The organism is Desulfitibacter alkalitolerans DSM 16504 (assembly GCF_000620305.1).
Lineage (GTDB): Bacteria > Bacillota > DSM-16504 > Desulfitibacterales > Desulfitibacteraceae > Desulfitibacter > Desulfitibacter alkalitolerans.
In genome coordinates, this window is the sequence record NZ_KK211100.1 from 675109 (window position 1) to 699650 (window position 24542).

At 37.0% G+C, this 24542-nt stretch carries 19 protein-coding genes and 2 pseudogenes; 5 read left to right on the forward strand and 16 right to left on the reverse strand.

Going from position 1 to position 24542, the window contains the following annotated elements:
- Nucleotides 1-3 precede the first annotated feature (3 nt).
- Genes K364_RS0109075 through K364_RS0109090 form a run of 4 tightly spaced genes read right to left on the reverse strand, consistent with a single transcriptional unit; the run spans nucleotide 4 to nucleotide 3597 of the window.
- Nucleotides 4-618 carry an HMA2 domain-containing protein gene (locus K364_RS0109075; RefSeq protein ID WP_028307770.1) on the reverse strand — a complete coding sequence of 205 codons (615 nt, stop codon included), beginning with the start codon at nucleotides 616-618 and terminating at the stop codon, nucleotides 4-6.
- On the reverse strand, nucleotides 608-2752 hold the full coding sequence (locus K364_RS0109080; protein WP_051533908.1) for a heavy metal translocating P-type ATPase: 2145 nt from the start codon (nucleotides 2750-2752) through the stop codon (nucleotides 608-610). Before K364_RS0109080 ends, K364_RS0109075 begins: the two co-directional genes overlap by 11 nt.
- The gene (locus K364_RS0109085) at nucleotides 2745-3281 is read right to left on the reverse strand and encodes an HMA2 domain-containing protein (RefSeq protein ID WP_028307772.1); all 537 of its coding nucleotides are present in this window, start codon (nucleotides 3279-3281) and stop codon (nucleotides 2745-2747) included. Before K364_RS0109085 ends, K364_RS0109080 begins: the two co-directional genes overlap by 8 nt.
- A 13-nt stretch (nucleotides 3282-3294) precedes the next feature.
- The gene (locus tag K364_RS0109090) at nucleotides 3295-3597 is read right to left on the reverse strand and encodes an HMA2 domain-containing protein (protein ID WP_028307773.1); all 303 of its coding nucleotides are present in this window, start codon (nucleotides 3595-3597) and stop codon (nucleotides 3295-3297) included.
- 299 nt (nucleotides 3598-3896) lie between these two features.
- Between K364_RS0109090 and K364_RS0109095 the strand changes: the two genes are divergently transcribed.
- Entirely contained in the window at nucleotides 3897-5669 is a 1773-nt protein-coding gene (locus tag K364_RS0109095; protein WP_028307774.1) for a sigma-54 interaction domain-containing protein, read from the forward strand.
- A 100-nt stretch (nucleotides 5670-5769) separates the two neighbouring features.
- Here the strand turns inward: K364_RS0109095 and K364_RS0109100 are convergent, their stop codons facing one another.
- The 4 genes and pseudogenes from K364_RS0109100 to K364_RS0109115 all read right to left on the reverse strand — a co-directional run bounded on the left by K364_RS0109100 (nucleotide 5770) and on the right by K364_RS0109115 (nucleotide 11014).
- A complete protein-coding gene (locus K364_RS0109100; protein ID WP_084295636.1) occupies nucleotides 5770-6273 on the reverse strand; it encodes a trimethylamine methyltransferase family protein in 504 nt (167 codons plus the stop codon).
- Nucleotides 6274-6326: 53 nt separating this feature from the next.
- Entirely contained in the window at nucleotides 6327-7997 is a 1671-nt protein-coding gene (locus tag K364_RS0109105) for a M20/M25/M40 family metallo-hydrolase (RefSeq protein WP_028307776.1), read from the reverse strand.
- 214 nt (nucleotides 7998-8211) lie between these two features.
- Nucleotides 8212-9639, reverse strand: a pseudogene (locus tag K364_RS23390) (trimethylamine methyltransferase family protein); the annotation flags it as partial.
- Nucleotides 9640-9658: 19 nt separating this feature from the next.
- On the reverse strand, nucleotides 9659-11014 hold the full coding sequence (locus tag K364_RS0109115) for a trimethylamine methyltransferase family protein (RefSeq protein ID WP_028307777.1): 1356 nt from the start codon (nucleotides 11012-11014) through the stop codon (nucleotides 9659-9661).
- A gap of 231 nt (nucleotides 11015-11245) precedes the next feature.
- Between K364_RS0109115 and K364_RS0109120 the strand changes: the two genes are divergently transcribed.
- The 4 genes and pseudogenes from K364_RS0109120 (at nucleotide 11246) to K364_RS27875 (ending at nucleotide 16224) form a co-directional block, all read left to right on the forward strand.
- Nucleotides 11246-13462: a DMSO/selenate family reductase complex A subunit gene (locus K364_RS0109120; protein WP_028307778.1), complete on the forward strand. Its 2217-nt coding sequence runs from the start codon at nucleotides 11246-11248 to the stop codon at nucleotides 13460-13462.
- A 22-nt stretch (nucleotides 13463-13484) separates the two neighbouring features.
- A complete protein-coding gene (locus tag K364_RS0109125; protein WP_028307779.1) occupies nucleotides 13485-14063 on the forward strand; it encodes a DMSO/selenate family reductase complex B subunit in 579 nt (192 codons plus the stop codon).
- A gap of 29 nt (nucleotides 14064-14092) precedes the next feature.
- Complete coding sequence (locus K364_RS0109130) at nucleotides 14093-14911, forward strand: dimethyl sulfoxide reductase anchor subunit family protein (RefSeq protein ID WP_028307780.1); 819 nt, start codon at nucleotides 14093-14095, stop codon at nucleotides 14909-14911.
- A gap of 674 nt (nucleotides 14912-15585) precedes the next feature.
- Nucleotides 15586-16224, forward strand: a pseudogene (locus K364_RS27875) (flavodoxin family protein).
- 140 nt (nucleotides 16225-16364) lie between these two features.
- Here K364_RS27875 and K364_RS0109145 read toward each other — a convergent pair.
- The 8 genes from K364_RS0109145 to K364_RS0109180 form a co-directional block, all read right to left on the reverse strand.
- Nucleotides 16365-17525, reverse strand: a complete 1161-nt coding sequence (locus K364_RS0109145) for a benzoate/H(+) symporter BenE family transporter (protein ID WP_028307781.1) — start codon at nucleotides 17523-17525, stop codon at nucleotides 16365-16367.
- Between the two features lie 506 nt (nucleotides 17526-18031).
- The gene (locus K364_RS0109150; RefSeq protein WP_028307782.1) at nucleotides 18032-19072 is read right to left on the reverse strand and encodes a zinc-dependent alcohol dehydrogenase; all 1041 of its coding nucleotides are present in this window, start codon (nucleotides 19070-19072) and stop codon (nucleotides 18032-18034) included.
- 101 nt (nucleotides 19073-19173) lie between these two features.
- Entirely contained in the window at nucleotides 19174-20190 is a 1017-nt protein-coding gene (locus K364_RS23400; protein ID WP_051533910.1) for a TRAP transporter substrate-binding protein, read from the reverse strand.
- Between the two features lie 119 nt (nucleotides 20191-20309).
- The gene (locus K364_RS0109160; protein ID WP_028307783.1) at nucleotides 20310-21587 is read right to left on the reverse strand and encodes a TRAP transporter large permease; all 1278 of its coding nucleotides are present in this window, start codon (nucleotides 21585-21587) and stop codon (nucleotides 20310-20312) included.
- The gene (locus K364_RS0109165) at nucleotides 21581-22078 is read right to left on the reverse strand and encodes a TRAP transporter small permease (protein ID WP_051533911.1); all 498 of its coding nucleotides are present in this window, start codon (nucleotides 22076-22078) and stop codon (nucleotides 21581-21583) included. Before K364_RS0109165 ends, K364_RS0109160 begins: the two co-directional genes overlap by 7 nt.
- Nucleotides 22079-22127: 49 nt before the next feature.
- Entirely contained in the window at nucleotides 22128-22886 is a 759-nt protein-coding gene (locus K364_RS0109170) for an SDR family NAD(P)-dependent oxidoreductase (protein ID WP_028307785.1), read from the reverse strand.
- Between the two features lie 17 nt (nucleotides 22887-22903).
- Nucleotides 22904-23716 carry a sugar phosphate isomerase/epimerase family protein gene (locus K364_RS0109175; protein WP_028307786.1) on the reverse strand — a complete coding sequence of 271 codons (813 nt, stop codon included), beginning with the start codon at nucleotides 23714-23716 and terminating at the stop codon, nucleotides 22904-22906.
- 30 nt (nucleotides 23717-23746) lie between these two features.
- Nucleotides 23747-24538, reverse strand: a complete 792-nt coding sequence (locus tag K364_RS0109180; RefSeq protein WP_028307787.1) for a sugar phosphate isomerase/epimerase family protein — start codon at nucleotides 24536-24538, stop codon at nucleotides 23747-23749.
- Between the last annotated feature and the right edge of the window lie 4 nt (nucleotides 24539-24542).

Sequence of the window (24542 nt, forward strand, 5' to 3'; positions counted from 1 at the left end):
ATATTATTTAATGTTAAAATTGCTTATTCCCTGGCTTTGGCAGTATTCACAGTACTTCTGTCGGGCCAAATCCAGGAGTACCTCTAGCAAATTTATACCCCAAGAGATGGCTGAAGCTTTAGTGATATTATTAGGCCCGAGGGACACCATACTGATTATTCCAGCTATCACATCTGGATGCTTTAATTTGTCCTTGCCACCATGGGTCAGCACCGTATAAGCAGAAGATATCATTGTCAGGTAGTCTAACATGTCTGGAGCAGAATTAGTTTTTTTTCGAACTACAGAAACAAGGAGCAAGGCCCCTGTCACCAATGAGTAAAAAAGACTATCTTTAATATCAGACTTCATGTGGGGTAGGATATGGTCTATAGGACTATGGTTGTTTTGATAAAAAAATATAGAAATATACCGCAAAACAGTATTACGTTCAATAGCTTCGGCGTTATATTCAATGACGATAGAGTTGATAATAGGTTCAATGCGTACTTTGTGGATACCCTTTACCTGAGCAAAAAGCTTATTAATATCAGCATAGTCCCTTCTGCCTGCCAAAGCAGGAACAATCAACCGGATGCGATTGGGTATATCATGGACAATGTGAAATCTATTTTTCATTCTTTGGCATCTCCATAAATAAAATTTTAGAACTATTAATTACTACTCCAATAGTTGCCACATTATGAATCACTGCTGCAAGAACCGGGGTAATAGTCCCCATTGCTCCCAACATAAGAGCCAAACTGTTTATTGCTACTGTGGTTATAAAGTTCTGGTTAATGATTCTTAGAGAGTTTTGTGACAAGCGAATTAGATTTGGAAGTTGTAATGGGTCATCGGGAATAATAATTACATCACTGGCCTCCATAGCAATATCTGTCCGCTTTCCTCCCAGGGTAATTCCCACATCAGCATAGGCCAAAGCTGGAGCGTCATTAATGCCATCGCCAACCATCATTACTGTGTTTCCTCTTTGCTTATACATTCTAATTAAGTTGGCTTTATCCTCTGGCAAAGCCTCTGCAAAGAAATCATCCAATAATAGTTTTGAGGATATGCGGCTTGCATTATGACGTTTATCACCTGTAAGTAAGATGATTTCATCTACGCCGTACCTGCGCAATTGGTTAATAGTGCGTTTCATGCCAAAGCGCACTGGGTCATAGATGCTGATAATTCCCATAAGTTTTCCTTCGTAGGCCACATAAATCAAACTGTTTTTTTCAGACTTGAAATCTAATCCCTGAAGGCTCTTTAAAGCAGTGATGTCCATCTGTTCCTCTTCCATAAATACATCACTGCCCACCAGCAAGTTCCCTTTATCTACTTCGGCCATAATGCCTCTACCTATTACTGTTACAACTTTACCATGGTCGGGAATAGATAGGCCTAATTCTTGAGCCCGATTGACAATGGCACTGGCAACAGGATGAGATGAATGTTCTTCTGCAGAGGCAGCATAGCGAAGAACATCCTCCTCAGTATAGTTGTTAAAGCTGTAGATTCTATTAATAACAGGTTCACCTTCCGTAACTGTTCCTGTTTTATCGAACACTACTGTGTCCACCTTGGATAAGCTCTCTAGGTACTGACCGCCCTTGATAAGAATCCCCTGTTTAGCAGCTTTGCCAATGGCAGCAGAAATGGCAGTTGTAGTAGATAATTTCAAACCGCATGCATAATCAATAAAGAGCATATTCATAACTCTGTTCCAGTCTTTAGTAAGAAACAGTACTATTCCTGCCATAATAAAGGATACTGGAACTAATGCCTGGGCCATTTTATCCGCATAGGACTGTATAGGGGCCTGCTTGTTTTGCGCTTCCTCTATCAGCTTGATAATGCGGGTTATAGCTGTATCGTCACCTACATTTTTTACAGCAATCTGTACCTGCCCGCTTTTTAATATGCTGCCTGCATAGACATAGCTTCCTTCATAAACCTCTTTGGGAAGATACTCTCCAGTAATAGGGGATTCGTCTACTGAACCTGCTCCCTTTACAATAGTTCCGTCAACAGATATCTTCTCTCCTAAAAACACGGAAATAGTTTGGCCTGATTTAACAGAATCAATATGCACCTTCCGCTCTCTTCCATTATCCTCCACCAACCAGACATAAGGCACATCCAGCCTGAGCATGTTAATAATATGGTTTCTGGTTCTTTGAGCAGTATACTTGGTTAGCAGCTCCCCCGCTCTAGATAAAAGAACGATGGTCAAAGCAGAGCTGGACTTGCCGTTATAAGATGCAGCTAACAAAGCCACCGCTGTCAAAGTATCAGCGTTAACTTTTTTCTTATTAAACAAGTAGGAAAAACCTTCTTTAATAATATCACTGGCTGCAAACAGCAATGCAAAGGTAGCAGGGCGAAAAAGCCTCAAGAAACCTGATGTGGTACCTAACTGGCCAGGTAATAAAAACCGTTCAATTAAATACACAGCAACTGCCACACCACTCTTGGCCACATTCGACCTGGCCAACTGGCTAAACCCTTTAAATTCATTAGTACTTTGCCCAGAAGCTGCAGACGAATTAAACTGTTCTAATAACCATTGAATAATTAGCCGTACTGGGACTTGTGAATGATAATATATCAGCAATGAACCAGTTTCCATACTGTAATTAGCAGAGTAGATTGGGGGAAACTGCCGACATCTGCTTTCTATTAATGAAGGTCTTTCTTTTCTCTTGCCTATGTAAATTCTCACTCTACCAGGCATTAAATGGATTAGCCTTGCCGAGTTAATCAATATGCATAGCCTCCTCCCCTCTCAACATACGATAAGCCCATATCAATTCTTTAAGTGAGTTAGTCCTGTTTGTATTAAAACCTCTGATTCCATTGATTGTTAAAGCCAATATGATTAGGGCGGGAATGTCCAGCAGCCCTTTAGTGCTAATTTTTACCTGTTGATTTAATCTGCCCATTACCTTAATCATTTTATTGGTGGTTTCAGATTTTTTTGCAGTTACAGCTTTGCCTGTAGCCTTTACAGCTGTTTCTATCACCTCTTGAAATTGCTGGTTAGTTAAATACAATTCTTTAAAGCTAATTACCATGCTGCCGGTAATAGGTGAGCAGCTTGCTTCCTTTACCAGAGGATGTCTTTTCATGAATTCAGCCAGAACAGCTGCCACATTTTCATTTTTCCAGGTGTTGCATTGCAGTCGCACTCTCCCAGGCATGGCATGAATTACATTAACGTTTAGAGTGGATAATCTGCTCAATAAGCTATTTCCAATTAAAGATGCTATGGTACCTCCAATAATGCCCAGCACTTTTCTCACCTCTTCACTGTGATTCTGTATATTTTTCTACTTTAGTCAACCAATTTTCCACTATCTCCAAATTATTCAAAGCAGATTCATTAAACTCAATTAATAAACTACCAGTTTCAGGTGTAAATGAAACAGAAGTAATATTAGCATCACGCTCCAGTTCATTAATATACCAGGCCAGCTCCCCTTGCCTATTCTGCCAATGGGACAATTTTAATCTAACTCTACCAGGAATAAAATGCACTATCTCTATGTTGTTTTTAGTTAAGAACTGTTTAATCCGGTGAGCGCAGAGCAGATTATTTACATTTAGCAAGATTACCCCCCCAAGCATTAATAAACAAATTTAACAATTGCTATCCATTTTTAATTGTAAAGTCCCAGGTGCAGTGTCTTTAATAAATTTGTCTAAATATGTATTTACATTATTCTCTTAAAAATGATGAAAACCTTTTTTATACATATATTTTAAAGCTGATATTTAAAGCTGAATAATATAGGGCCTTTTTAATAGGAAAAAGGATATAAAGTTTTTTTGTAGAATTAAGAAATAATTCTCAATTCAAACAAATTATTTTCAAAATTTAGAAATTAGAAACTAATGGAGGTGTTATAGTGAGTTTACTCGGTAATATCCAGAAGGACGTCCAAGGGGTAGCAGAAGTAATTGCAGCTGCTTTAAAGGTAGAGGTTGAAATCTTAGACGATGACCAAAGGGTTTTAGGAGCTACCGGAAGAGCCCGTACTCAATTAATGCAAAGAAGTGAGGATACTTATATCAATAAATATGTTCTAGAAAAAGCACAACCATTTATTTTGAATAACCCTGGTAAAAACAGATTATGTGACCCATGCCCCGAAAAGGATATATGCATTTATACTGCTGGTATCTTTTATCCTATTATCACACATAAATGTATCGGTGTGATAAGCTTGATTTCTTTTGACAGTATACAAAAGGAAATACTTTTTACAAATGAAAGAAATTTTGTAGATTTCATAGCAAGAATGGCTGAGTTTTTAGCTACAAAGGTTTTAGAATATCAAATGGTAAATGAGCTTGCTAAATCAAAAAAATACCTGGAAACAATAATTGACTCTGTCCAGGAGGGTATTATTTCTTTAGATCAGGATAGTAAAATTAGATTTTTCAATCGAGCAGCCCAGAAGATACTGGGTTTATCCTTACCTGAGGTCATTGGTAAAAATTCCTCAGAGGTTTTGCCCGATTCTGTTTCAGCAAAATCTATTATACACGGAATTTCTTATCATGACGAGGAAGTAATATATAACACCCCAAATGGAAGCCATACACTACTAGCAACTTCTACTCCAATTATAGTTGATGATTTAATAGTAGGGTCTGTAGAGTCCTTCACTGAAGCAGATAAAATATTTAGGGTAGCCAGCAGGATGACCAATAGGGAAAGCATTCTCGATTTTGACAAAATAATTGGCCAAAGTCCTGCAATAAAAAAAGTAAAGGCCAAGGCATTGCAGGCAGCCAAAAGCACTTCAACAGTACTAATAACTGGACATAGCGGAACTGGCAAGGAATTGTTTGCACGAGCAATCCATACATCAAGCAGTAGAGGTAAAGGTCCTTTTATAGCAGTAAACTGCAGTGCCATTCCAGATACCCTTCTAGAAAGCGAGCTGTTTGGCTACGAAAAAGGTGCCTTTACTGGGGCTAATGAGAAAAAACCAGGAAAGTTTGAATTAGCCCAGGGCGGAACTTTCTTTTTAGATGAAATAGGTGATATGCCTAAGCATTTACAGGTGAAACTGCTCCGAGTTATTCAAGAAAGAAGTTTCGAGAAGGTTGGAGGAACAAAAACAATTTCGTTAGACTTTAGGCTCATTGCAGCAACCAATCATAATCTAAAACAGTTAGTTGAAAACGGCATGTTTAGAGAAGACTTATACTATAGGCTAAATGTAATCCCCCTTTATCTGCCGCCATTAAAGGAGCGATCAGAGGATATCCCCATTCTCCTTGCTCACTTTTGTAATAAGTATTCTTCACTTCTAAATAAACAGCTAAAGGGTGTTTCAGTTGACGCTTTAAACCACCTAAAAAAATATCCATGGCCGGGTAATATAAGGGAGCTAGAGAATGTAATGGAATATGGAGTTAATTTTGCTCCAGAAAACGAATTTATTACAATGGAACACCTGCCACCCTATATACTTGAAAGCAGTGCCATGACACAGGAATCCTTTGGAACACGCTTTCAAGACCAACTGCAAAAAAGTGAGAAAGAAATATTTGAAACGGCTATCAACGAACATGGGAATAGCCTTGAAGCAAAACAAAAGATTGCAGAGAATTTCGGCATAAGTCTCTCAACCTTGTACAGAAAGTTGAAAAAATATAATTTACTCTAAATCAAAACTTCTCAGGATTATCTGCTCTGAGAAGTTTGATTTGTATTCTTGTTTATCCCTGCAAATTTTTAGCTGTATTATCATTAATTGCAGACTTTTCTTATTTTGACTTTCTTTCCCTATGATCTTGCTCAGCTTTTTCAACCAGCAGGTCCAATTTATGTTTGACATCCTGCGCGAGAGGTTCTGGCTTATAATCCCATATGATTCTTTGAGCCTTTTCCTTTATTCTCTGTCCCATGGTTTTTTTGCCCTGACTTTCCCATTGGGAATAACGCTGCCTATCAATTAATGTGGGAAACCATATTTGTTCTTTAAAATGTTTGAATGTGTGTGTTGTGCCTAAGAAATGTCCTCCAGGTCCAACCTCATCAATTACATCAAGGGCTAAGGTATCCTTATTCACCTCTACTCCAGCTATTATCTTCCGTACCATTCCAATTATTTCATCACCCATAACCACTTGCTCAAGGGATGCGGCCATTCCACTTTCAATAAAACCAACATCGTGTATTAAGTTTGCACCAGCTAAAGCAGTAGTGTAGCACATGATGGCACTCTCTATAGCAGATTGTTCATCTAATATTTTTGAATCAGTAACAATTGACCATCCAACACTAGATTATTTTTCCTATACCTCCTTTTAATCCTTATTTCTTATTTAACTGAAAGTAACTTTAAGATGATCTTTAAAGCCAGTTTAGGAACCTCTCCAAAAGCGTGAGGCATGTACAGCCTTTCAGTTGCCTGGTGAGGATCTTTTCCAAAAGGACCAATATTTGCTGACGGTATATTTAATTCTGTAAGTGGTTTTAAATCTATACTGCATGTTCTTTTAAAACCTGGGGTATTGCACATGAGTTTGTAGATATCCTCAATTTCATCATCCATTGCAAACCAGCTTATGTCAGAGATATAGGGATAAAACCTTCTAAGCTTAATTTTTTCAGCTTCATTTTCCATAGTATTCAGGATTGCAGATACAAAACGCTCATCCTTGAGGTTTTCTTTTTCCTTTACCCGTACCCTTGGTACATATGGCGGAGAAAGATAGACAATTATACAAGGCTTTTTCTCATTAAATATATCTGATTCAGTAAAGACTTTTCTTACTATGGCAAGGCTTAACTTGCCAGGATCTGCTTCGTTGTATTGGCAGTTATTAATGAACTCCTCCAGCTCTGCCTTTAAGTAGGGTTTACGTGAAATTAACTTGTTATATATTTCTTCAAAGGTAAATATATTAGCTTCTAAAGGCTCATGCCTATTGGGAAGCCCTGCTTTTGTACAGAAATATTCTTTATTTCTGACAAATTCTTCACTTAGTGAGTTCATGGCTCTCTGGGCTTCTTTTTTCCCAATCTCCAATATCTCTGACGGACATTTGGTATAAGTGAAATAATTAAAGTAAACCTGGGACTCGTAAGGTATTTGGACATTATAAACCTCTTTTAAATCACATTGTTTCAAAGTAACTGGCGGGGGTGATACTTCGCCATCAGCTTCATCACAAAAAGTACAATTTAGCGACATATTTCTTACAATAGTACTTGCTATGAGGTTAGAATCAAAACCTTCCATACATTCACCAGCATGAGCAGCAACTCCATAGATATAATATGATAGTAAGTACTTACCAATAGTGCCCAGGTAAATATATCTGTCAGGATCTTTATAATACCTCGGCAGCATGGCATCACTTTTTAATAGACCTATGAGATTTAAATCTTTTTCTGATACCATGTTACACAGGTATTTGGCAGCACTTTGTGCACCTGCAGCTAAAGCCTCTTCATCTGGAACCGAGATCAGCAGAACATTCCCTTCCAATGTATCCCTGTGCTCTGCCAATTCCTTTAGTATCCAGATGTGTTGCGCAAGACCACCTTTCATATCTACAACTCCACGACCAAACAGCCATTCTTCTGATTCAAGATCATCTTGAACATCCCTGCTGAAAGAGAATTTAACTTCTTTCATCTTTTCTTTAAGAAGCTCAGGATTAAAAGCATAGCCAGATAATTCTCCGTAATCGCCTACACCCACCACATCTAAATGACTAAGCAGAATAACGGTATTGCGACTCTTTTTAGCACCCTCCATAAATGCCAGGACACAATCCCTCTTAAAGGAATCATTCTCCAAAGGCACTAATGTCAGGTTATGTGGATTTTCACAAAAATAAGGAATATCTCTCAGGATAATGTCTTTTAGTTTTAATACAAAAGCATTTTCTTGATTATCCTTTCTAACAATACTGGGTATTTTCACTAGCTCTATGGTTAAATTCTTCATATAATTATAAGAATGTGAGAAATCAGTATTCATGTCTAGTAAGCCTCCACTAGGGTAATATACTTGTGCAAATTGTCTATTGCAAGTATAATGCCACAATTATTTGAATATTATTAAATTGAATTTGCAGAAGAAAACCGATAATAAAAATTATATACTTGGCACAATTGATAAACTACTTGTCGTTTTTGACAATTCCAAGGAAGGGTATAAGGGAAACCTCATATGTAAAGTCTCCCTTAACTAATTATTGGTTGGCAATCCTTTTTTCATGTTCCATAATGATTCGATCAAATTCTTCAGAAATATCCTTGCTGATTTGAGGCGACTTATGGGTATCCAGAATATGCTGTACTTCTTCTTTAATGTTTTTTATCATTGATTTATTATTTGTTTTCCACCCTTCATAATCCATTTTTACTGAATACTTTGACCTGGATATTCTTTTTGGTTGGCTGGAATAAGTTTTTCCTGGACCAACTGAATGAATGAGGTCCAATGCAAGGGTTTCTGGTTTCACTTCCACGCCTTTCATGAATGATTTTACAACTCTTATACATTCATCACACATGACAAGCATATCTAAACTGCCCACCAAGCCGTTTCCAATGTATCCGTTATCATGAACCAAATTTGTTCCGCTTTGAGCTGCTGCAAATATCTGAAACATAGCATCTATGGATGCCTGTTGATCAACTATTGCAGAGTCAGTTGCACCAGACTGTCCAAAAGTCGGCAGTTTATAGTAACGTCCCATCTCACCTACTATGCAGAAGTATAATGGTATCTCGGGTCCACCATAACAGCAAATAGTGGTTGCCATATCCATAGGTGCAGCTACTATACCATACAGGAAGGGCGCTCCAGGGTTAACAAGCTGGTGAAGCACCAGTCCTGCAAGACCTTCTGCATTACCAAGGGTCAAGTTGCCGGCCAAGGTGACCGGCCCTGTTGATCCAGAAGTAATCCCAGATGCATAGGTTACCGGAATTTCATATTCTGATGCTAGCATAAGCTTTTGTACAGCCTCCTGGGTATTGACGAGGGGAGAAATGGGTTCTGTATACAATAAAAACGTTGGATTCCTTTTTAATTCCTCATATCCACCTGCCGCTGCTGCAGACATATCAATCAGACCCTGAAGATTATCCTTGTCCTTGGCTGTCATAAAAAGGGGTTTGCCGCAGTTTTCAAACATAGCCTTAAAATGATATAAATCGGCAAGTTCTGGATTAACATCATCAGCTATCCCCAAAGATGCAACAAAATCAATATTTGGCAAATAATCAGTAACCCTAGCCGTATTAACTATGTCAGACAAAACTGCTCTTTTGTATTCACCTGTGATGTGATTTTGGAAGTATGGTAAATCTGTTCCCAAGCCGTAATTTACCACATTTTTTTCAAGGCGAATGGTTTTATCCGGTCTGCGCAGAGTAATTTTTTCAGGAGCAGTTCTTAGAGCCTCTTCCACCATCCAACCAGGGATATATACCCTATTTCCCTTTACAAGGGCTCCACCTTTTCTATATATATTTAATGCATCATCATCAAGCACAACAACTCCTGTCCTTTCAAGAATCTCCAAGGATTTAAGATGCATTTCATGACACTGGTCTTGTGTCCATACCTTGAAATTAGGGGTAGTCTGTGTATTAAAGCTAACCTTCATGTTATTTACCTCCCTGTTGGTTTTATGCGTTTTCTAGTATTTCTTTTATTTTTAAATTAAGCTTTTCTCCCATGCTCTTGCCATCGTCCCTCTGCCATTGAGAAAAATGGCAGCGGTTCATATATCTTGGATACCAGGTAGCAGTTTTATAATATTTCATAGTGTGTTCAGCCATGAGAAAATGCCCACCAGGCCCCACTTCATGTATTAAATCAACTGGGACAGTTTCTTCATTTATTTCCACACCTTTCATAAAGTGCTTTGTCATACCAATAATCTCATTAGCCATAACCATACTTTCTAAACTTGCAACATCTCCACAATTTCCAATTCCGGCACTAATATTTACTCCGGCAAAGGCAGCAGCTTGTATAGTAAAGGTCGCTTCCATTGCAGCCTGTTGATCATTTGCATAATAGTCACTAACTCCAGCTAATCCAAAAGAAGGTATCCTGTATAAGTTGCCAAGCAGAGCGCTTACAGAATGTGACAAGGCTACCTCAGGTTCTGCATATAAAGCAGCCCGTTCGCAGCTTTGAGGCCTAACTATAATACCGTGAATATAGGGACTGCCTCTTTTAACCAACTGTTGTACAATTAGAGCTGCCAGGGCAGTGGCAGTGCCTAATACAAAACACCCTGCTAAACTATCTGGCCCTGTTTCACCTGGACAAACAACAGGTATATAAGATACCGGTATACCGTTCTCTGCACAAAATTTTAATATTTTAATGTCCTTATCAGTTAATTCTAATGGTCTTTCAGATTGTATATATACGGCAAAACTTGGATTTATGGCAAATTCTTGGTGGCCACCAGACAAGCCCTGAGCCATCCCAAGTATTTCTATCAATTCATCTATGGCTGGGCATTTAATTAGCAGTGGTTTTTTTGTATTCCTTCTTACAGCTTTATAATGCTCCACTGAGCTTAAACCTTCCACAGCAACAAGGGGACTAACAACAGATAGGTTTTCAAGTGTTTCTGCTACCTTGGCCGCCCTTTCCACATCTTCTATTTTAGAATTTCTTATTTCTTGAGTATAAGGGTCAAGTATAAGAGAAATACCATCTGCCATGCCGTAATGAACAGACTTTTGTTCTAAATACACTTTCCTTTGTAAGTCACCATCTACTAGCACTACCCTTTCTGGAGCACTCTCAACTGCATTTTTTACAACAGAGGCTGGAAATTTAACTAAATTACCCTTGACATAACAGCCATAATCCTTTAAAAGTTGTTTTGCTGCATTGTCATTTATTACTACACCTGTCCTTTCAAGTACCTCCAAGGATGCAAGATGAACCTCATAGACCTGATCATCTGTCCACATTTTAAATGATGGATTGTTTTGCACATTAGTGTTGACTCTTAGCATGCACTCTAGTCCCCCTTGAGAATTTGTATTCTTTATTCTTTCACATGATGATGCCATAAAGCAGCAACAAGCCTATGACTCAACAAAAGGCTAATGCTAACATTATTTAAAGCAAATATCATGCCATCTATTTGCAAAGGAGATATTTTAAGTAGTCCATATAAATGCTAGAAAAAATAGTCTTTCTTAAAGCTTTTCAAAAGGAATTTAATTATCATTTGTGACAATTAATTGTCACTTGGGAAAACAATTGTTCAATTCACCCCGCAATCTTTCTCTTGTCATTTTAAGAAATTTCTTGAATCAAATTACATCCATACATCTTACGATATAGTTTTAAAAGACACAATAGATTCTCCTCAAATTAGAGCTTGTGTTAGAGGCAGGGCCTATAGAAACTTAAATTTGGACCCTAATCGTTTAAAATACCCAATGAAAAGAACCGGTAAAAGAGGGGAAGGTAGGTTTACAAGAATTACCTGGGAAGAGGCAGTAGATACAATCACAAATGAACTGACACGTGTAAAAAAAGAATTTGGTCCCGCATCTCGTTTCAGTCCAATTGGCGGACCATGGGGAAGCATAAGTCCCAATGGTTTGGCTAAAAGACTATTATCTTTAGACGGAGGATATCTGGACACTTACAATGATTACAGTACAGCCCAACAGGATACTATCACCATGTATACATATGGTTCTGTAATGATTGGCAACTCCCAAGAAGATATTTTAAATTCAAAACTTATAATTCTTTGGGGTTTTAATTCTGCTGAAACAATCATGGGCAGCCTTTGCAATTATTACTTAAGAAAAGCCAAGGATTTAGGCATTAAAATTATTGTAATTGATCCAAGGCATACAGATACAGTAGTAGCCTTTGCCGATCAATGGATTGCTCCTTTACCAACTACAGATGCAGCCTTTGCTGATGCTGTGTCTTATGTAATAATAACTGAAAATCTGCACGATAAGGATTTTTTAGATAGGTGCTGTATAGGCTTTGATGAAGAACATATGCTAGACGAAATTCCTCCTAATAACTCATATAAGAATTACTGCCTGGGAATAAGTGATGGAATACCTAAAACGCCTGAATGGGCTGAAAGGATTACCAAGGTTCCCGCTGCCATAATAAGAACTTTTGCCAGGGAATTGGCCGCCAGCAAACCCGCTAACATTGTTTTAGGCTGGGGACCACAACGTCATTCAAATGGTGAACAACAGGCCCGTGGCACCATGTTATTGGCTGCTTTAACGGGTAACGTTGGCATTTCTGGCGGAGGCACATCTGGTGCTGCATACCTTTCACGCCATAAAATTCCGGATATTCCTATACCTACAAATCCTTTCCCCGGTAAAATTCCTGCATTTTTATGGACAGATGCTATTACTAGAGGTACTGAAATGGGTATTGCAGATGGAGTGATAGGGGTTGATAGGCTCCCTTCATCCATTAAGTTAATATTATGCTTAGGAAGTGGAAATTTATTAAACCAGCATTCAGACTGTAACAAAACTGCAAAAATTCTGCAGGATGAAACTAAAGTTGAATTCATAGTAGTAAGTGATAACTTCATGACCCCTAGCGCCAAATTTGCCGACATCCTATTGCCTGCAGATAACTTTTTTGAGCGGGATAATATTAAACGTGCTTGGGTATATGGTGATTGGGTGGCATATTCCAATAAGCTTATGGAACCCCCTTATGAATGTCGTAATGAATATGACTGGTTGACAGAGGTAGCAGAAAGACTAGGTTTAAAAGAAGAATTTACCCAGGGGAAAACAATGGAAGGCTGGTGTAAATGGATAACAGATGAAATAAGATCTGAACATCCGGACTTTCCTAGCTTTGAGGACTTTAAAAAGCAGGGTATTTATAGATGGAAGCATGATAAGCCATATGTGGCCTTTGAAAAAGAGGTGAAGGACCCCCTCAAATATCCATTTCCTACTCCTTCGGGCAAGATAGAGCTATTTTCCAAAAGGCTATTTGATATGAACAGGCCTGAGGAAATTCCTGCTATACCAAAGTATGTGCCAGCTTGGGAAGGCCCAGAGGATCCTTTAAAAAACAAATATCCTCTCCAGTGCATATCATGGCACCATCGTTTTCGTACACATTCTATACATGATAATAATTCCTGGCTTAATGAAGCTCAACAGCATGTACTATGGATGAACCCCAGTGATGCAAAAAAACGCAGTCTCAACAATATGGATAGGGTTAAAGTATTTAATGGCAGAGGCTCTCTAATCATACCTGTTAAGATAACAAAAAGAATTATGCCTGGAGTAGTGGGAATTCCACATGGCGCATGGTATAGTCCTGATAAAGACGGAGTTGATCAAAGAGGCTGTATAAATACGTTAACCTCCCAAAGACCAACCTATCTAGCTCACGGAAACCCTCAGCATACAAATCTAGTAGAGGTAGTTAAATTATAGAAGTCCAAAGGGAGAGAAACCTATGACCAATCAGCTAGGCTTTCTAATAGAACAGAATAGATGTATGGGTTGTAAGACCTGTCAAATAGCCTGCAAGGATTTTAATAACCTGGAGATAGGACTAAATTTTAGGATAGTAATAGAACATGAAGGCGGAGACTACTTTTCTGAAGGCGAAGGTCTAAATAATACAGTTTTTGCCTTTTGGTTGAGCCTTGCTTGTAACCACTGTGCAGATCCAGCTTGCGTAAAAAACTGTCCAACCGGGGCCATGTATAAGGAACCTGAAAATGGTCTGGTACTACATCAGGATAGGGTATGCATTGGATGTCAAATGTGCGTTTGGTCCTGTCCTTATGAAGCACCGAAGTTTGATAAGAACAAGGGTGTAGTACGCAAGTGTGATTATTGCATCAAGCTGTTGACCCAAGGTAAGGATCCAATCTGTGTGAGCAGCTGTCCCACAAGGGCCTTACATGCTGGAAAGATTGAAGATCTAAAATTAATTTTTGAAAATTTACCCAAGCCAAACTCATTGATAAACCAGGATATTACACACCCCTCACTAATAATTTACCCTCATAAAAGAGCCATTAAGTAAGGTAATTTAACTTGAAAGGAGCTGCAAGATTGAGTATTCAATATTCCTTAATTATCTTTACATTGTTCCAGCGTTTAAGCCTGGGAACGTATTTAATCAGCATTACAGGCATTTATCTTTTAAACCTAAGCCTTGAACTTTCTGCTATATCTGCATTTTCATTAATAACACTTGTTTTCGGTCTGCTAGTATCTATGTTTCATCTTGGCCACCCAGAGCGATTTTTATTTTCGTTCAGCAATTATAGATCACATTTAACCCATGAGGCATTCTTAGCCCCTATAGTTATAGTGCTCCTATTTATCAACAGCCTGAACAAAACACTTATTAGTTTAGCTCCCTTTTGGAGTGTCCTTTTGCAAACCTTAACTACAATTGCTGCTTTGATGTTTTTATACTCTACTGCAAAAATCTATCATCTTAAATCAAGACCAGCCTGGGATACTCCCCTGGTTACCTTAATATTCCTAGCATCATCTGTACTGATTGGAATTCTAAGTGTAAATGCTTGGCTAGTGGTAATTGGCCAGAATGTTGAATTGCTGCTAAATATAGGGATTATTGGGCTTTTAATGCTTATTCTCTTGCAGATTTTCTTTCTCAAGAGATTAGATAAATTAAAACATATACTTTTAGAGCAAATGGGGAGCAGTTCCTATAGAAGAATTTTTATCTCCTGGGTTATTTTTGGAACAGTTATACCTGTAATGCTAATAACTTTTTCACTATTTATTAAAATAACTCTCATTAGCGCATTACTAGTATTAGTAAGCTTTTCAGTGAGCATAGTTTATTGGATGTCACTTAGCTTTATAGTTGGAGTTACAATGCCTTTTTTCAAACCTTAAAGTAACCTACAAAAAACAATTGCCCATAAGGCATTTATAACGGGAAAGGCCAATACTTAACATGGTAAGACTTACAACTATTGCTGTAATCATTATTCTTACTCCTGCCTTTGCATAATTTTGCAATTTCTTAGCCTCCACCTTTATCCTTCTCTACCCACATGGCCGCACCTTTAAACAAAGGAATTTGCAGCCAATTTAGAGATTATTCTCTAGAAAATCCTTTATGTAGGGCTCATGGGGTGCATTAACTCCAGCATCCGATCTGCAAATTATTTTGTTACTAGGGTAAAGAGCAAAATATGTTACCTAGGATATTCCGATTAACCCTAAAAATTGAGCTCGAAACATTTTTTAGAACCAGCAAATAGGCAAAGTCAGATTTCTGAATACTGTTTACAATTTTTGTACTTAAGGGGGTTACATCACCCATAAACTTGGATACAGCTGACACCAGAATTAGGGCACTATTTCTTTCGGGATAATCAACACTTTTTGCTATTTTAAAGATATAGTTTAGCAGTCATTAGAAATTTTAAACATCTACTTGATTGGGCTCTAACAAAGAAGGAGGATTTCCATATTTTTAAGTTGAAATAAAATAAAATCTAAAGTTTCGAACAAGTTAGGAATGATTAATTTATAATAATTTGAAAATAAAAAGGAGTGTATCTATGAAGGTAGTAGCATTTAATGGAAGCCCTAAAAAATCAGGCAATACGGCTAGTTCATAAAAATGATTGCTGAAGAATTGGTTAAGAATGATATTGAAGTTGAAGTAGTGCACGTGGGTAATAAAAAAATAAGAGGATGCATTAGCTGTTATAAATGTTTAAAAAGCAAGGATGAAAAGTGTTCCATAGATGATGATCAAGTAAATGAGTAGATCCAAAAAATGAAAACAGCAGAGGGAGTATATTTGCTTCACCAGTTTATTTTTCTGGGATTGCCGGTACCATGAAATGTTTTCTCGACAGGGCGATTTATGTTGCTTCAGTGGCTAATGATAGAATGCTTATGTATAAGGTTGGTGCAGGTTTTGTAGCGGTAAGGCGCTCGGGGGGAGTATCTGCTTTTAATGCCTTAAACCAATATATTAATTTGTCAGAAATGAACATGCCAACCTCAAACTATTGGAATGTTATTTATGGAGGAACCGTGCCTTGTGAAGCAGATAATGATGTGGAAGGAAGACAAATTGCCAGGTACTTGGTAAAAACATGGCATAGCTGATTAAGGTAATAGATGCAGGCAAGAAGCTTCATGAAATACCTGAACTAGAACCAAAACAACGTATGAATTTCATAAGGTAAATTTGTGATATGTATTGTTTCTTTAAAAAACAATCCAAAATGTTCCAATGGGGAAAACTAGGAATTCCTTTAGGTAATGATTTACCATGTTAGGTGAACCGATATGCATCCATATAGATAAAATGATATTCCCTGCACCTTCAACTCTTTTCAATTCCGCGGGCAATAAGAGTACCTATCAGTAATGACCATATTGGTGAACTAATATTTAAAAATGTTATATTAGAGGCGGCAATTACGAAAGCAAAAGTTGTACTAATTTTCATCTTTGTTTTTGAAAAACTTACATTCAAGCTGTTTCCGAATACCCCCAAGAGAGCAAACCCCAACAGAATTGAGGTAAATGTCTGGGGCAGACCCTGAATAAAAGGAACAAGTTTCCAGGAAAACACACCAAAGATAACCAATATAATACCAGACACAATTGCCGCCCAGTATCTTTTTTCCTTTGGTCCTGCATCCTGATTGGAACATATGGCCGACATCATTCCGGCAACATTTGTGGATTGACCGCCGAAAAAACCAGCAATGATTGTAAAAATGCCACTTAAGGTAATAAGTCTATTAATAGGTGGGTGATAGTCGTTTTGTTCTAATGCACCGAGGCCAACTGCCGCATCATTGCTTAATACAACAAGTGCCAGCGGTATAGAAACGGAAAAAAAGGCAAGGAAACCAAACTCCGGCACCTGGACAGATGGAAATACTAGAGGCGCTGCAAACCCACCTACACTTAACGTCTCGGTAGCAATAAATAAAACTATTGCTGTAAGAATCCCTGCAATGACAGGTGGTATGCGTTTATCCCATCTGCTGAAAACAAAATAAACGAGCAAAGACAGTCCGCCAATTAAGGGAAGCCTAGTAATTGCCGTTACATAATTAATCATATAGCTCACAATCATTCCAGCTAGCATGGATGCAATTATTTGCTTTGGTACAAAACTCATTAATTTGGAAAATATACCCAAAGAACCAACTATCAACATCAATACACCTGCAAGGATATATGCACCTATTAACCCCTGGTAGGTAAATTGGGCCGTAACTGTAGCCAAGAAGGCAACCCCAGTAATGGAATGGGCACCAACTATAGGCATACGATAGTACAAAGGTGCTAAGATGCTGAAGATGCCACCAAAGGTATATACGGAAAACACCCACATAATAGTTTGGGTATTTGTGAACCCACCATTTGATGCAGCCTGTAATATTAGCGCCGGGGGACCTGTAATGGCCAACAACCCAGATATGATCCCTGCAAAAGAGTTTTTATAATTTAAGTCCTTAAGTGTTCCCATCCCTGCATTTTCTCCTTTTTATTTTCCAACGTTTCTTAACAAAACCTAATTTCGGGTATCATCTAAATATTTTTCATGCAAATTTTGTATTTAAAATAAGTACAGCAAGTGACTGATCATAACATATATATCTATGATAGGTAAAGCTTTCTTTATAAATCACACATGATGATACACATGATAATAAATCATATATCTGATATTCTATGTTAGTAATCAAAGATTTTGGGGCGCAAAAAAACTAACTAGCGCCCCAATTGAGGGAGGAGGTTGTGTATAAACACTTTTATTACAGAAGCATCAATTAAACCTTTCACAGCCTCATACACAGTTATAACATTTTAAACAGGAGCCCTGCCTATTAGAGTTGGTTACCTATACTGAAATATATATAAGAATTAATTAATTTATGGACAATATTACAATTGTTAGGAAACTGTGTGTCAAAATTACCAGCATAATCGGTTGCTTGTTTTATTATAGTTAATAATATTTCAGATTTAGTTCTAGGGTTCAATAATGACCTTAATAGCTTTTCCTGTTCTAATTAAATCAAGGGCTTCTTCATAAGAATCCATTGGTAGTCGATGAGTTACCATTTTTTCCGCATCATTGCCGATTTCAGCCATCATCTTCATAGTGGTTTCCCATGTTTTGTGATAAAAAGCCCTGCTCCCTACTATACTCTTTTCCTCAAATACTAGCCTTGCTGTATCTATTTCATTTGGTTTGTCAGCTATTCCTACCAAGCAAACACTACCCGAAGGACGACAAATTCTGATGGCTAGATCAACTGCTTGAACAGATCCCGCACATTCATAAACAATATTTGGACCTTTTTTACCAGTGGCTTTTTGTATTTCCTCTATTGGATCTTCCTTTCCAACTATTATTGCACCTGCACCAAATTCTTTAGCGAGTTCTAAGCGCATAGCATCCTGTTCTAATCCTATAACAAAATAATTTTTTACATTTAGAACTTTTAAAACTAAGGCTAATCCAAGACCTATCGCTCCCGCTCCAATTATGGCAACAACATCATCTTCTTTTGCAGGAACCCTTTCCACAGCATGAATTGCTACCGACAAGGGCTCAGCTATAGCTCCAGCATGTAAAGATACATTTGCGGGAAGCACAAAACAGTTTTTTTCCCTGACAACAATATACTCAGTCATACCACCATGTATATGACATCCTAGTACAGGACGGTTTTCGCAAATACACTCCATATTTTTCAAGCAGAATTCACATATGCCACAAAAAATATGCTCATTAACTGTTACGTGGTCTCCTATCTTAATTCTAGAAACCCCTCTTCCCACAGACTCAACTATTCCTGCAAACTCATGTCCAATGATATTTGGAAAATTAGGACGGTATTCCTTTTCCACTGAAGGAGTCCACTTGTAAATGGATAAATCTGTACCACACATGCCCACTGATTTAACCTTTATCAAAATGTCATCTGGTTTAGTTATTTGAGGTTTATCTAAATCAATAATACTCATATTTCCATAACCAGATCCGACTTTTGCAACTGCTTTCATAACTTCATTCACCTGCTCCTATTGAGAAATTTGTGGAATTAAGTATAAGTAAAGTTATTGGCATATTTAAAATATGCCAATAACTTATATTTTTTATATACTTATCTCACAGCCTTAACCCTTTGTACTAAATTAGGCAACATCTGTGGAGCCAGTTTTTCTTCTACACCACTCTCTTCATATTTTTTCATGAACAAACTTCTGTCAACTTCTATCACTTGCATACCTTTATCCTTCAACAATTGGAGATACATGTCCTCCGATTCTCGAACTAGCTGTTTTTGAAATTCTGTTGCTTCAGCAAGTGCTTCGTCAAATTTTTGTCTAAGATCATCTGGGAAACCATCATATAAATCAACATTGATCATAAAAAACCATGGAGAATAGGTGTGTTGAGTAAGCATTACATGAGACTGTACTTCATGAAAATTTGAAGTGTATATTAAATCCAGAGGATTTTCCTGTCCATCTACTACACCTTGTTGTAATGAAATAAACAACTCCGGAAACGCTATAGGCGTTGGATTAGCACCTAAGGCTTCCCACACTGATACAATGATTGGTATAGTTGTTACTCGCAATTTCATTCCTCTTAAATCATCAGGGGTTAACTTTGCCTCATTCGCTGTCAGGTTTCGAGGTCCTCTATGCCAAACTTCTAGTATCGTAGAGTTCGCTGTTTCTCTAAATGTAGCATCTAGTTCCTTCCCGATTTCCCCGGCATAAACCTTATCCATATGCTCTATACTATCAAATAAGAATGGTAATACTAATCCTTGAAACTTTGGCGCATAAGTTCCTAGTGCTCCATCCCCAGGGATAACGATATCAATAACGCCCATCCCCATGTTTTTAACCATATCTATTTCGCTACCTAACTGAGCACTTGGGAAAACTTCTACTGTAATTCTTCCATCGGTTTTTGCTTCAACAATCTCCTTGAACTTTTTCGCTCCTTCGTCAACTGCACTTCCTGGAGTTACATTGTGTCCAAGTTTAAGATTATAAGTTGGACCAAGATCTGTTTGTTGAGTCTCATCTTTCTTTTCGCTACAACCTGTAAAAACTAACGCAATAATTAAAACCAATATCCATACCAAATTCCTTTTCTTAAGCATAAACCAAAACCTCCTTTTATGTGTTGGAAAAACAAGAAATTAAATAAGCTATTATTATATCCCCCCTTTTGATTGTTCACTAACATTATCTTAATTCTGGACACTCTACTAATGACAGGTTATCTTCCCACACTCGGTAACCACAGGCTTAAGCCAGGTATATAAGTAATAATTAATACAAATGTAATAGTTAAAACTAAGTATGGTATCATACCAATCGTTATTTCCTCAAGAGATATATTCGCAATTTTACATGATATGAACAGATTGACACCTACTGGTGGAGTTATCATACCTAATGCTAAGTTCGCTACCATTACCATTCCAAAATGAATGGGTTCAATTCCGAATTTTAAAGCAATAGGAAATAAAATTGGTGCTAAAACAAGAATAGCAGCACTAGCCTCAAAGAACATTCCCACAACTAACAATAAAAGGTTTACGATAAGCAAATATACTATTGGACTATCTGTAAAACTGACTATAGCACTTGCAAGTTTTTGAGGAACCATGTTTATTGTTAAAAACCAACTAAATAAACCCGCTGCTGCAATTATTATCATTATTGTCGCCGTAGTGAGAGCTGCATCAGCAAATAAGGAAAGTAAATGTTTAATTTTTAACTCTCTATAAATAAAAATTCCGACTATTAGGGCATATGCAACAGCTACCGCAGCTGCTTCAGTTGGTGTAAATGTTCCTGAGTAAATACCACCCAATATAATAACTGGCATTAAAACTGCTAATATTGAATCTTTAATTGCAACTAGCTTTTCAATCCAATTAGACTTTTTACAATCACCTATCAAACCTTTTCTTTTTGACACAATTATTACAAACACTACCAATATGATTGTTAGCAATATTCCCGGCACAACACCAGCAATAAACATAGCTCCAACAGAGGTTCCTGTAACAGATCCATAAAGAATCATAGGTATACTAGGGGGAATAATTGAACCAAGTTCTCCAGACGCAGCACCTGTCGATGCAGAGAATCTCTTCCCATAATTTTTACTTATCATCACAGGAATTAATATTCCACCTATAGCTGCCACTGTCGCTGCACTCGATCCTGATATTGCTCCAAATAACATACAAGAAACTATTGTAACAGCAGCATATCCTCCAGATATATGACCAATAAATGCTGATGCAAGATTTACTAGCCTTTTAGATATACCTCCAGAAGCCATTAAAGTACCAGATAGGATAAATAATGGGATTGCTAGCAAAGGAAATGAATCTAATGCCCCAAACATTTTTTGTACCGTAATTGCTAAAGGCAAATTTGAAAAAAATACAATAGATATTATAGAAGCACAAGCAATTGAAAAAGCGACCGGTAGGCCTATGAAAAGTAATATAGCAAGAGCAATGAACAGGAAAGTTAACATTTGCCAGTCTCCCTTCTACCTAAGAACAATTCAACCAATACAGATAATGCGTTTATTAATATTAATGTTCCGCCCATAGGAATTGCGGCATAAGCATAAGACATAGGCATATGCAATGCTGTAGATTGATGGTTTATAGTCATCTGGCACATTTCTATTCCAAATACAACTAGGAATACTGAAAAAGCAATAGTAATTATTAATGCTATAGCTTTAAATACTAACTGCAATTTTTCCGGAACATTTTGAACAAGAGCCTCAACTGCGATTAAAGATTGCCTACGAACACCAATTGCAACACCTAGAAATACAGTCCAAATTATTAAATATCTAGCGGCTTCTTCTGACCAGCTTAATGACTTATTTATTACAAAACGAAAAAACACCTGAGTTACCAATAAAACAAAAATTACAAAAAGCAAAATGGCAATTAATTTTATTATAATTTTATTAATCCCATCTACAGTTTTGATATATTTGGTCAGAAACAACACTTTTAACACCTCGCTGATAACTATTTTTAGCAATTTAATAATATAATTATTTTGTTATAATGCCGCCATCGACAAAGATTGTTTGCCCAGTCACATAGTCAGATGCACTACTAACTAGATATAGAAGAGTTCCGACTAATTCTTCAGGTTCACCGAAACGCCCCAAAGGAACTTGCTCGACCATTTTCTTGTAACGAATTGGATCATTTCTTAAATCTTCATTCATACTTGTTTTAATAAAACCCGGTGCAATAGCATTTACTTGAACAAAATCCGGTCCCCATTCAGCTGCTAATGTTCGAGTAAAATGTTCAATAGCAGATTTTGAAGTACAGTACGCTAGCCGAAGATCAAGTCCTTTCCTTCCTGCTATTGAAGATATATTGACAATTTTGCCTTTTTTTCTTTTTTTCATTTCTTCTCCAAAATATCTACTACACAAAAATGTTCCCTTAACATTAATACTCATTACACGTTCCCATTCATCTCCATCCATTTTATCAGCTGCAACACGTTGTACAACTCCAGCATTATTTATTAATATATCGACATTTTTATATTTATTTAACACCCTATTTACAAAAGCTATTACCTCAGCCTCGCTTGAGACATTAACAAGGTACCCTTCAGCAATTCCATATGTGCTTAATTTTTCAATAGCTATATCGATATTTTCTTGAATGATGTCACATATTATTACCCTTGCTCCTAAAGAAACTAATGCTTCCGCATATGTGTAACCTAGCCCCCGAGCTCCACCAGTTACTACAGCAACTTTACCATCAACTGAAAATAAGTCGTTCATAATAACCTCCTGATTAACTATAAGTTTATGTTCAATCCATAGTTTTTTAAAATATCAATACTTTTCATGATGCCTTCTATACCTTTATCATTAATAACCTCTAACACAATCTCTCCATCATAACGTATTTCATTTAATGTATTCACAATTTCACCAAAATCCACGTCTCCTGTACCAATCACATTATGTTCCCATTTAACTACTTTTGTATCTGATAAGTGTATTAAACAAAGATAATCTATATATTTTCTTATTGATTGGCAAACATCTTCTTTTTGGAATACATTTGCTACATCAATTACCATTTTTACATTTTGGTGGTCAAGATCATCAATAAAACTTTTGATACTCTCACTAGTGTCAAGGAAGATAGAAGGCAAAGTCTCAATCCCATATATCAAATTTGAATGTGAACCATATTCCAATATTACTTCTATCGATTTTTTGGAGTATTGATATATAAAATCGAAGCATGGTGGTAATAATGGATGTCTCTTTCCCGGAGCAATTAATAAAATTTTTGCTTCCAATTCTTGATTAATATCTACAAGGCGCTTATATAGATTGATGCTCATTTCTCGCATTTCAGGAAATGGACTAGCTAAATTAATATCTAAACCAGGAATATTTAATGCCAATATTTCCATATTATATTTTTCAATTAATCTTTTAATTGCTAAATACATTCCTGGTTTATATTTACTTAAATTAAAATGTGGAGGAGAAATCAATAATTCAACAGACTTTAATCCATTGTCAGCCAATACAGATAAGGTGTTTTCAATGCTTTCCGTCCACAAAAAAGAGTAAGTATTAATTGAAATCTTCACATTATCTCAATCCTTTCCTAAAAAAGCCGATTATTCTTTTAATTTTTTAATACTTTCCAAAACACCATGCACTCCTCTGTCGTTAATAATTTCCAAAACAACGTATCCATTATAGTTAATCACTTTGATTGCATCCATAATTGATGAAAAATCTATATCTCCTGTACCAATTACATTGTGCTCCCACTTTGTAGTTTTTGTATCGGAAATGTGAATCAAGCAAATATCATCAGCAGCTTTTTTGATACCCTCTGCAGGATCCTCCTGCATAAACACATTAGCTACATCATATACAATTTTTACCTTTGGAGAATCAAACTCTTTCACCAACCGCTGGACATCTGCCACTTTGTCCAGAAAAATAGCAGGTACCGTTTCTATTCCAAATACCAAGTCTGTATAACTGGCATAATCCATTATCTGTTCTATAGAATCCTTGGCATATCCATAAATAAGCTCGAAATCCGGCGGGAGCAGTGGATGCCTTTTCCCAGGAACAACTATGAGTATTTTTGCATTTAATTCCTGGTTGATATCAATTAATCTCTTATATAAGTCAATGCTCATTTGTCTCATCTCAGGAAATGGGCTAGCTAGATTGATATCTAGGCCCGGGATGTTTACCGCCAGCACTTCCATGTTATTTTGCTCAATAATCTTTCTGATTTTGGAATACATGCCTGGCTTATACTTATTTAAATAGAAATGAGGTGGTGAAACGAGAAATTCAATTGCTTTAAATCCGTGATCAGCTATAATTTTTACACTGTCTTCCAAATCATTGGACCATAGGAACGAATAAGTGTTTATACCTAGCTTCATTTCT

Excerpts from the sequence above, each read along its gene's own strand:
- K364_RS0109075 (WP_028307770.1), bottom strand. The coding sequence starts at position 618 with ATGAAAAATAGATTTCACATTGTCCATGATATACCCAATCGCATCCGG.
- K364_RS0109105 (WP_028307776.1), bottom strand. The coding sequence starts at position 7,997 with ATGAATACTGATTTCTCACATTCTTATAATTATATGAAGAATTTAACC.
- K364_RS0109115 (WP_028307777.1), bottom strand. The coding sequence starts at position 11,014 with ATGCTAAGAGTCAACACTAATGTGCAAAACAATCCATCATTTAAAATG.
- K364_RS0109125 (WP_028307779.1), top strand. The coding sequence starts at position 13,485 with ATGACCAATCAGCTAGGCTTTCTAATAGAACAGAATAGATGTATGGGT.
- K364_RS0109145 (WP_028307781.1), bottom strand. The coding sequence starts at position 17,525 with ATGGGAACACTTAAGGACTTAAATTATAAAAACTCTTTTGCAGGGATC.
- K364_RS0109150 (WP_028307782.1), bottom strand. The coding sequence starts at position 19,072 with ATGAAAGCAGTTGCAAAAGTCGGATCTGGTTATGGAAATATGAGTATT.
- K364_RS23400 (WP_051533910.1), bottom strand. The coding sequence starts at position 20,190 with ATGCTTAAGAAAAGGAATTTGGTATGGATATTGGTTTTAATTATTGCG.
- K364_RS0109160 (WP_028307783.1), bottom strand. The coding sequence starts at position 21,587 with ATGTTAACTTTCCTGTTCATTGCTCTTGCTATATTACTTTTCATAGGC.
- K364_RS0109170 (WP_028307785.1), bottom strand. The coding sequence starts at position 22,886 with ATGAACGACTTATTTTCAGTTGATGGTAAAGTTGCTGTAGTAACTGGT.
- K364_RS0109180 (WP_028307787.1), bottom strand. The coding sequence starts at position 24,538 with ATGAAGCTAGGTATAAACACTTATTCGTTCCTATGGTCCAATGATTTG.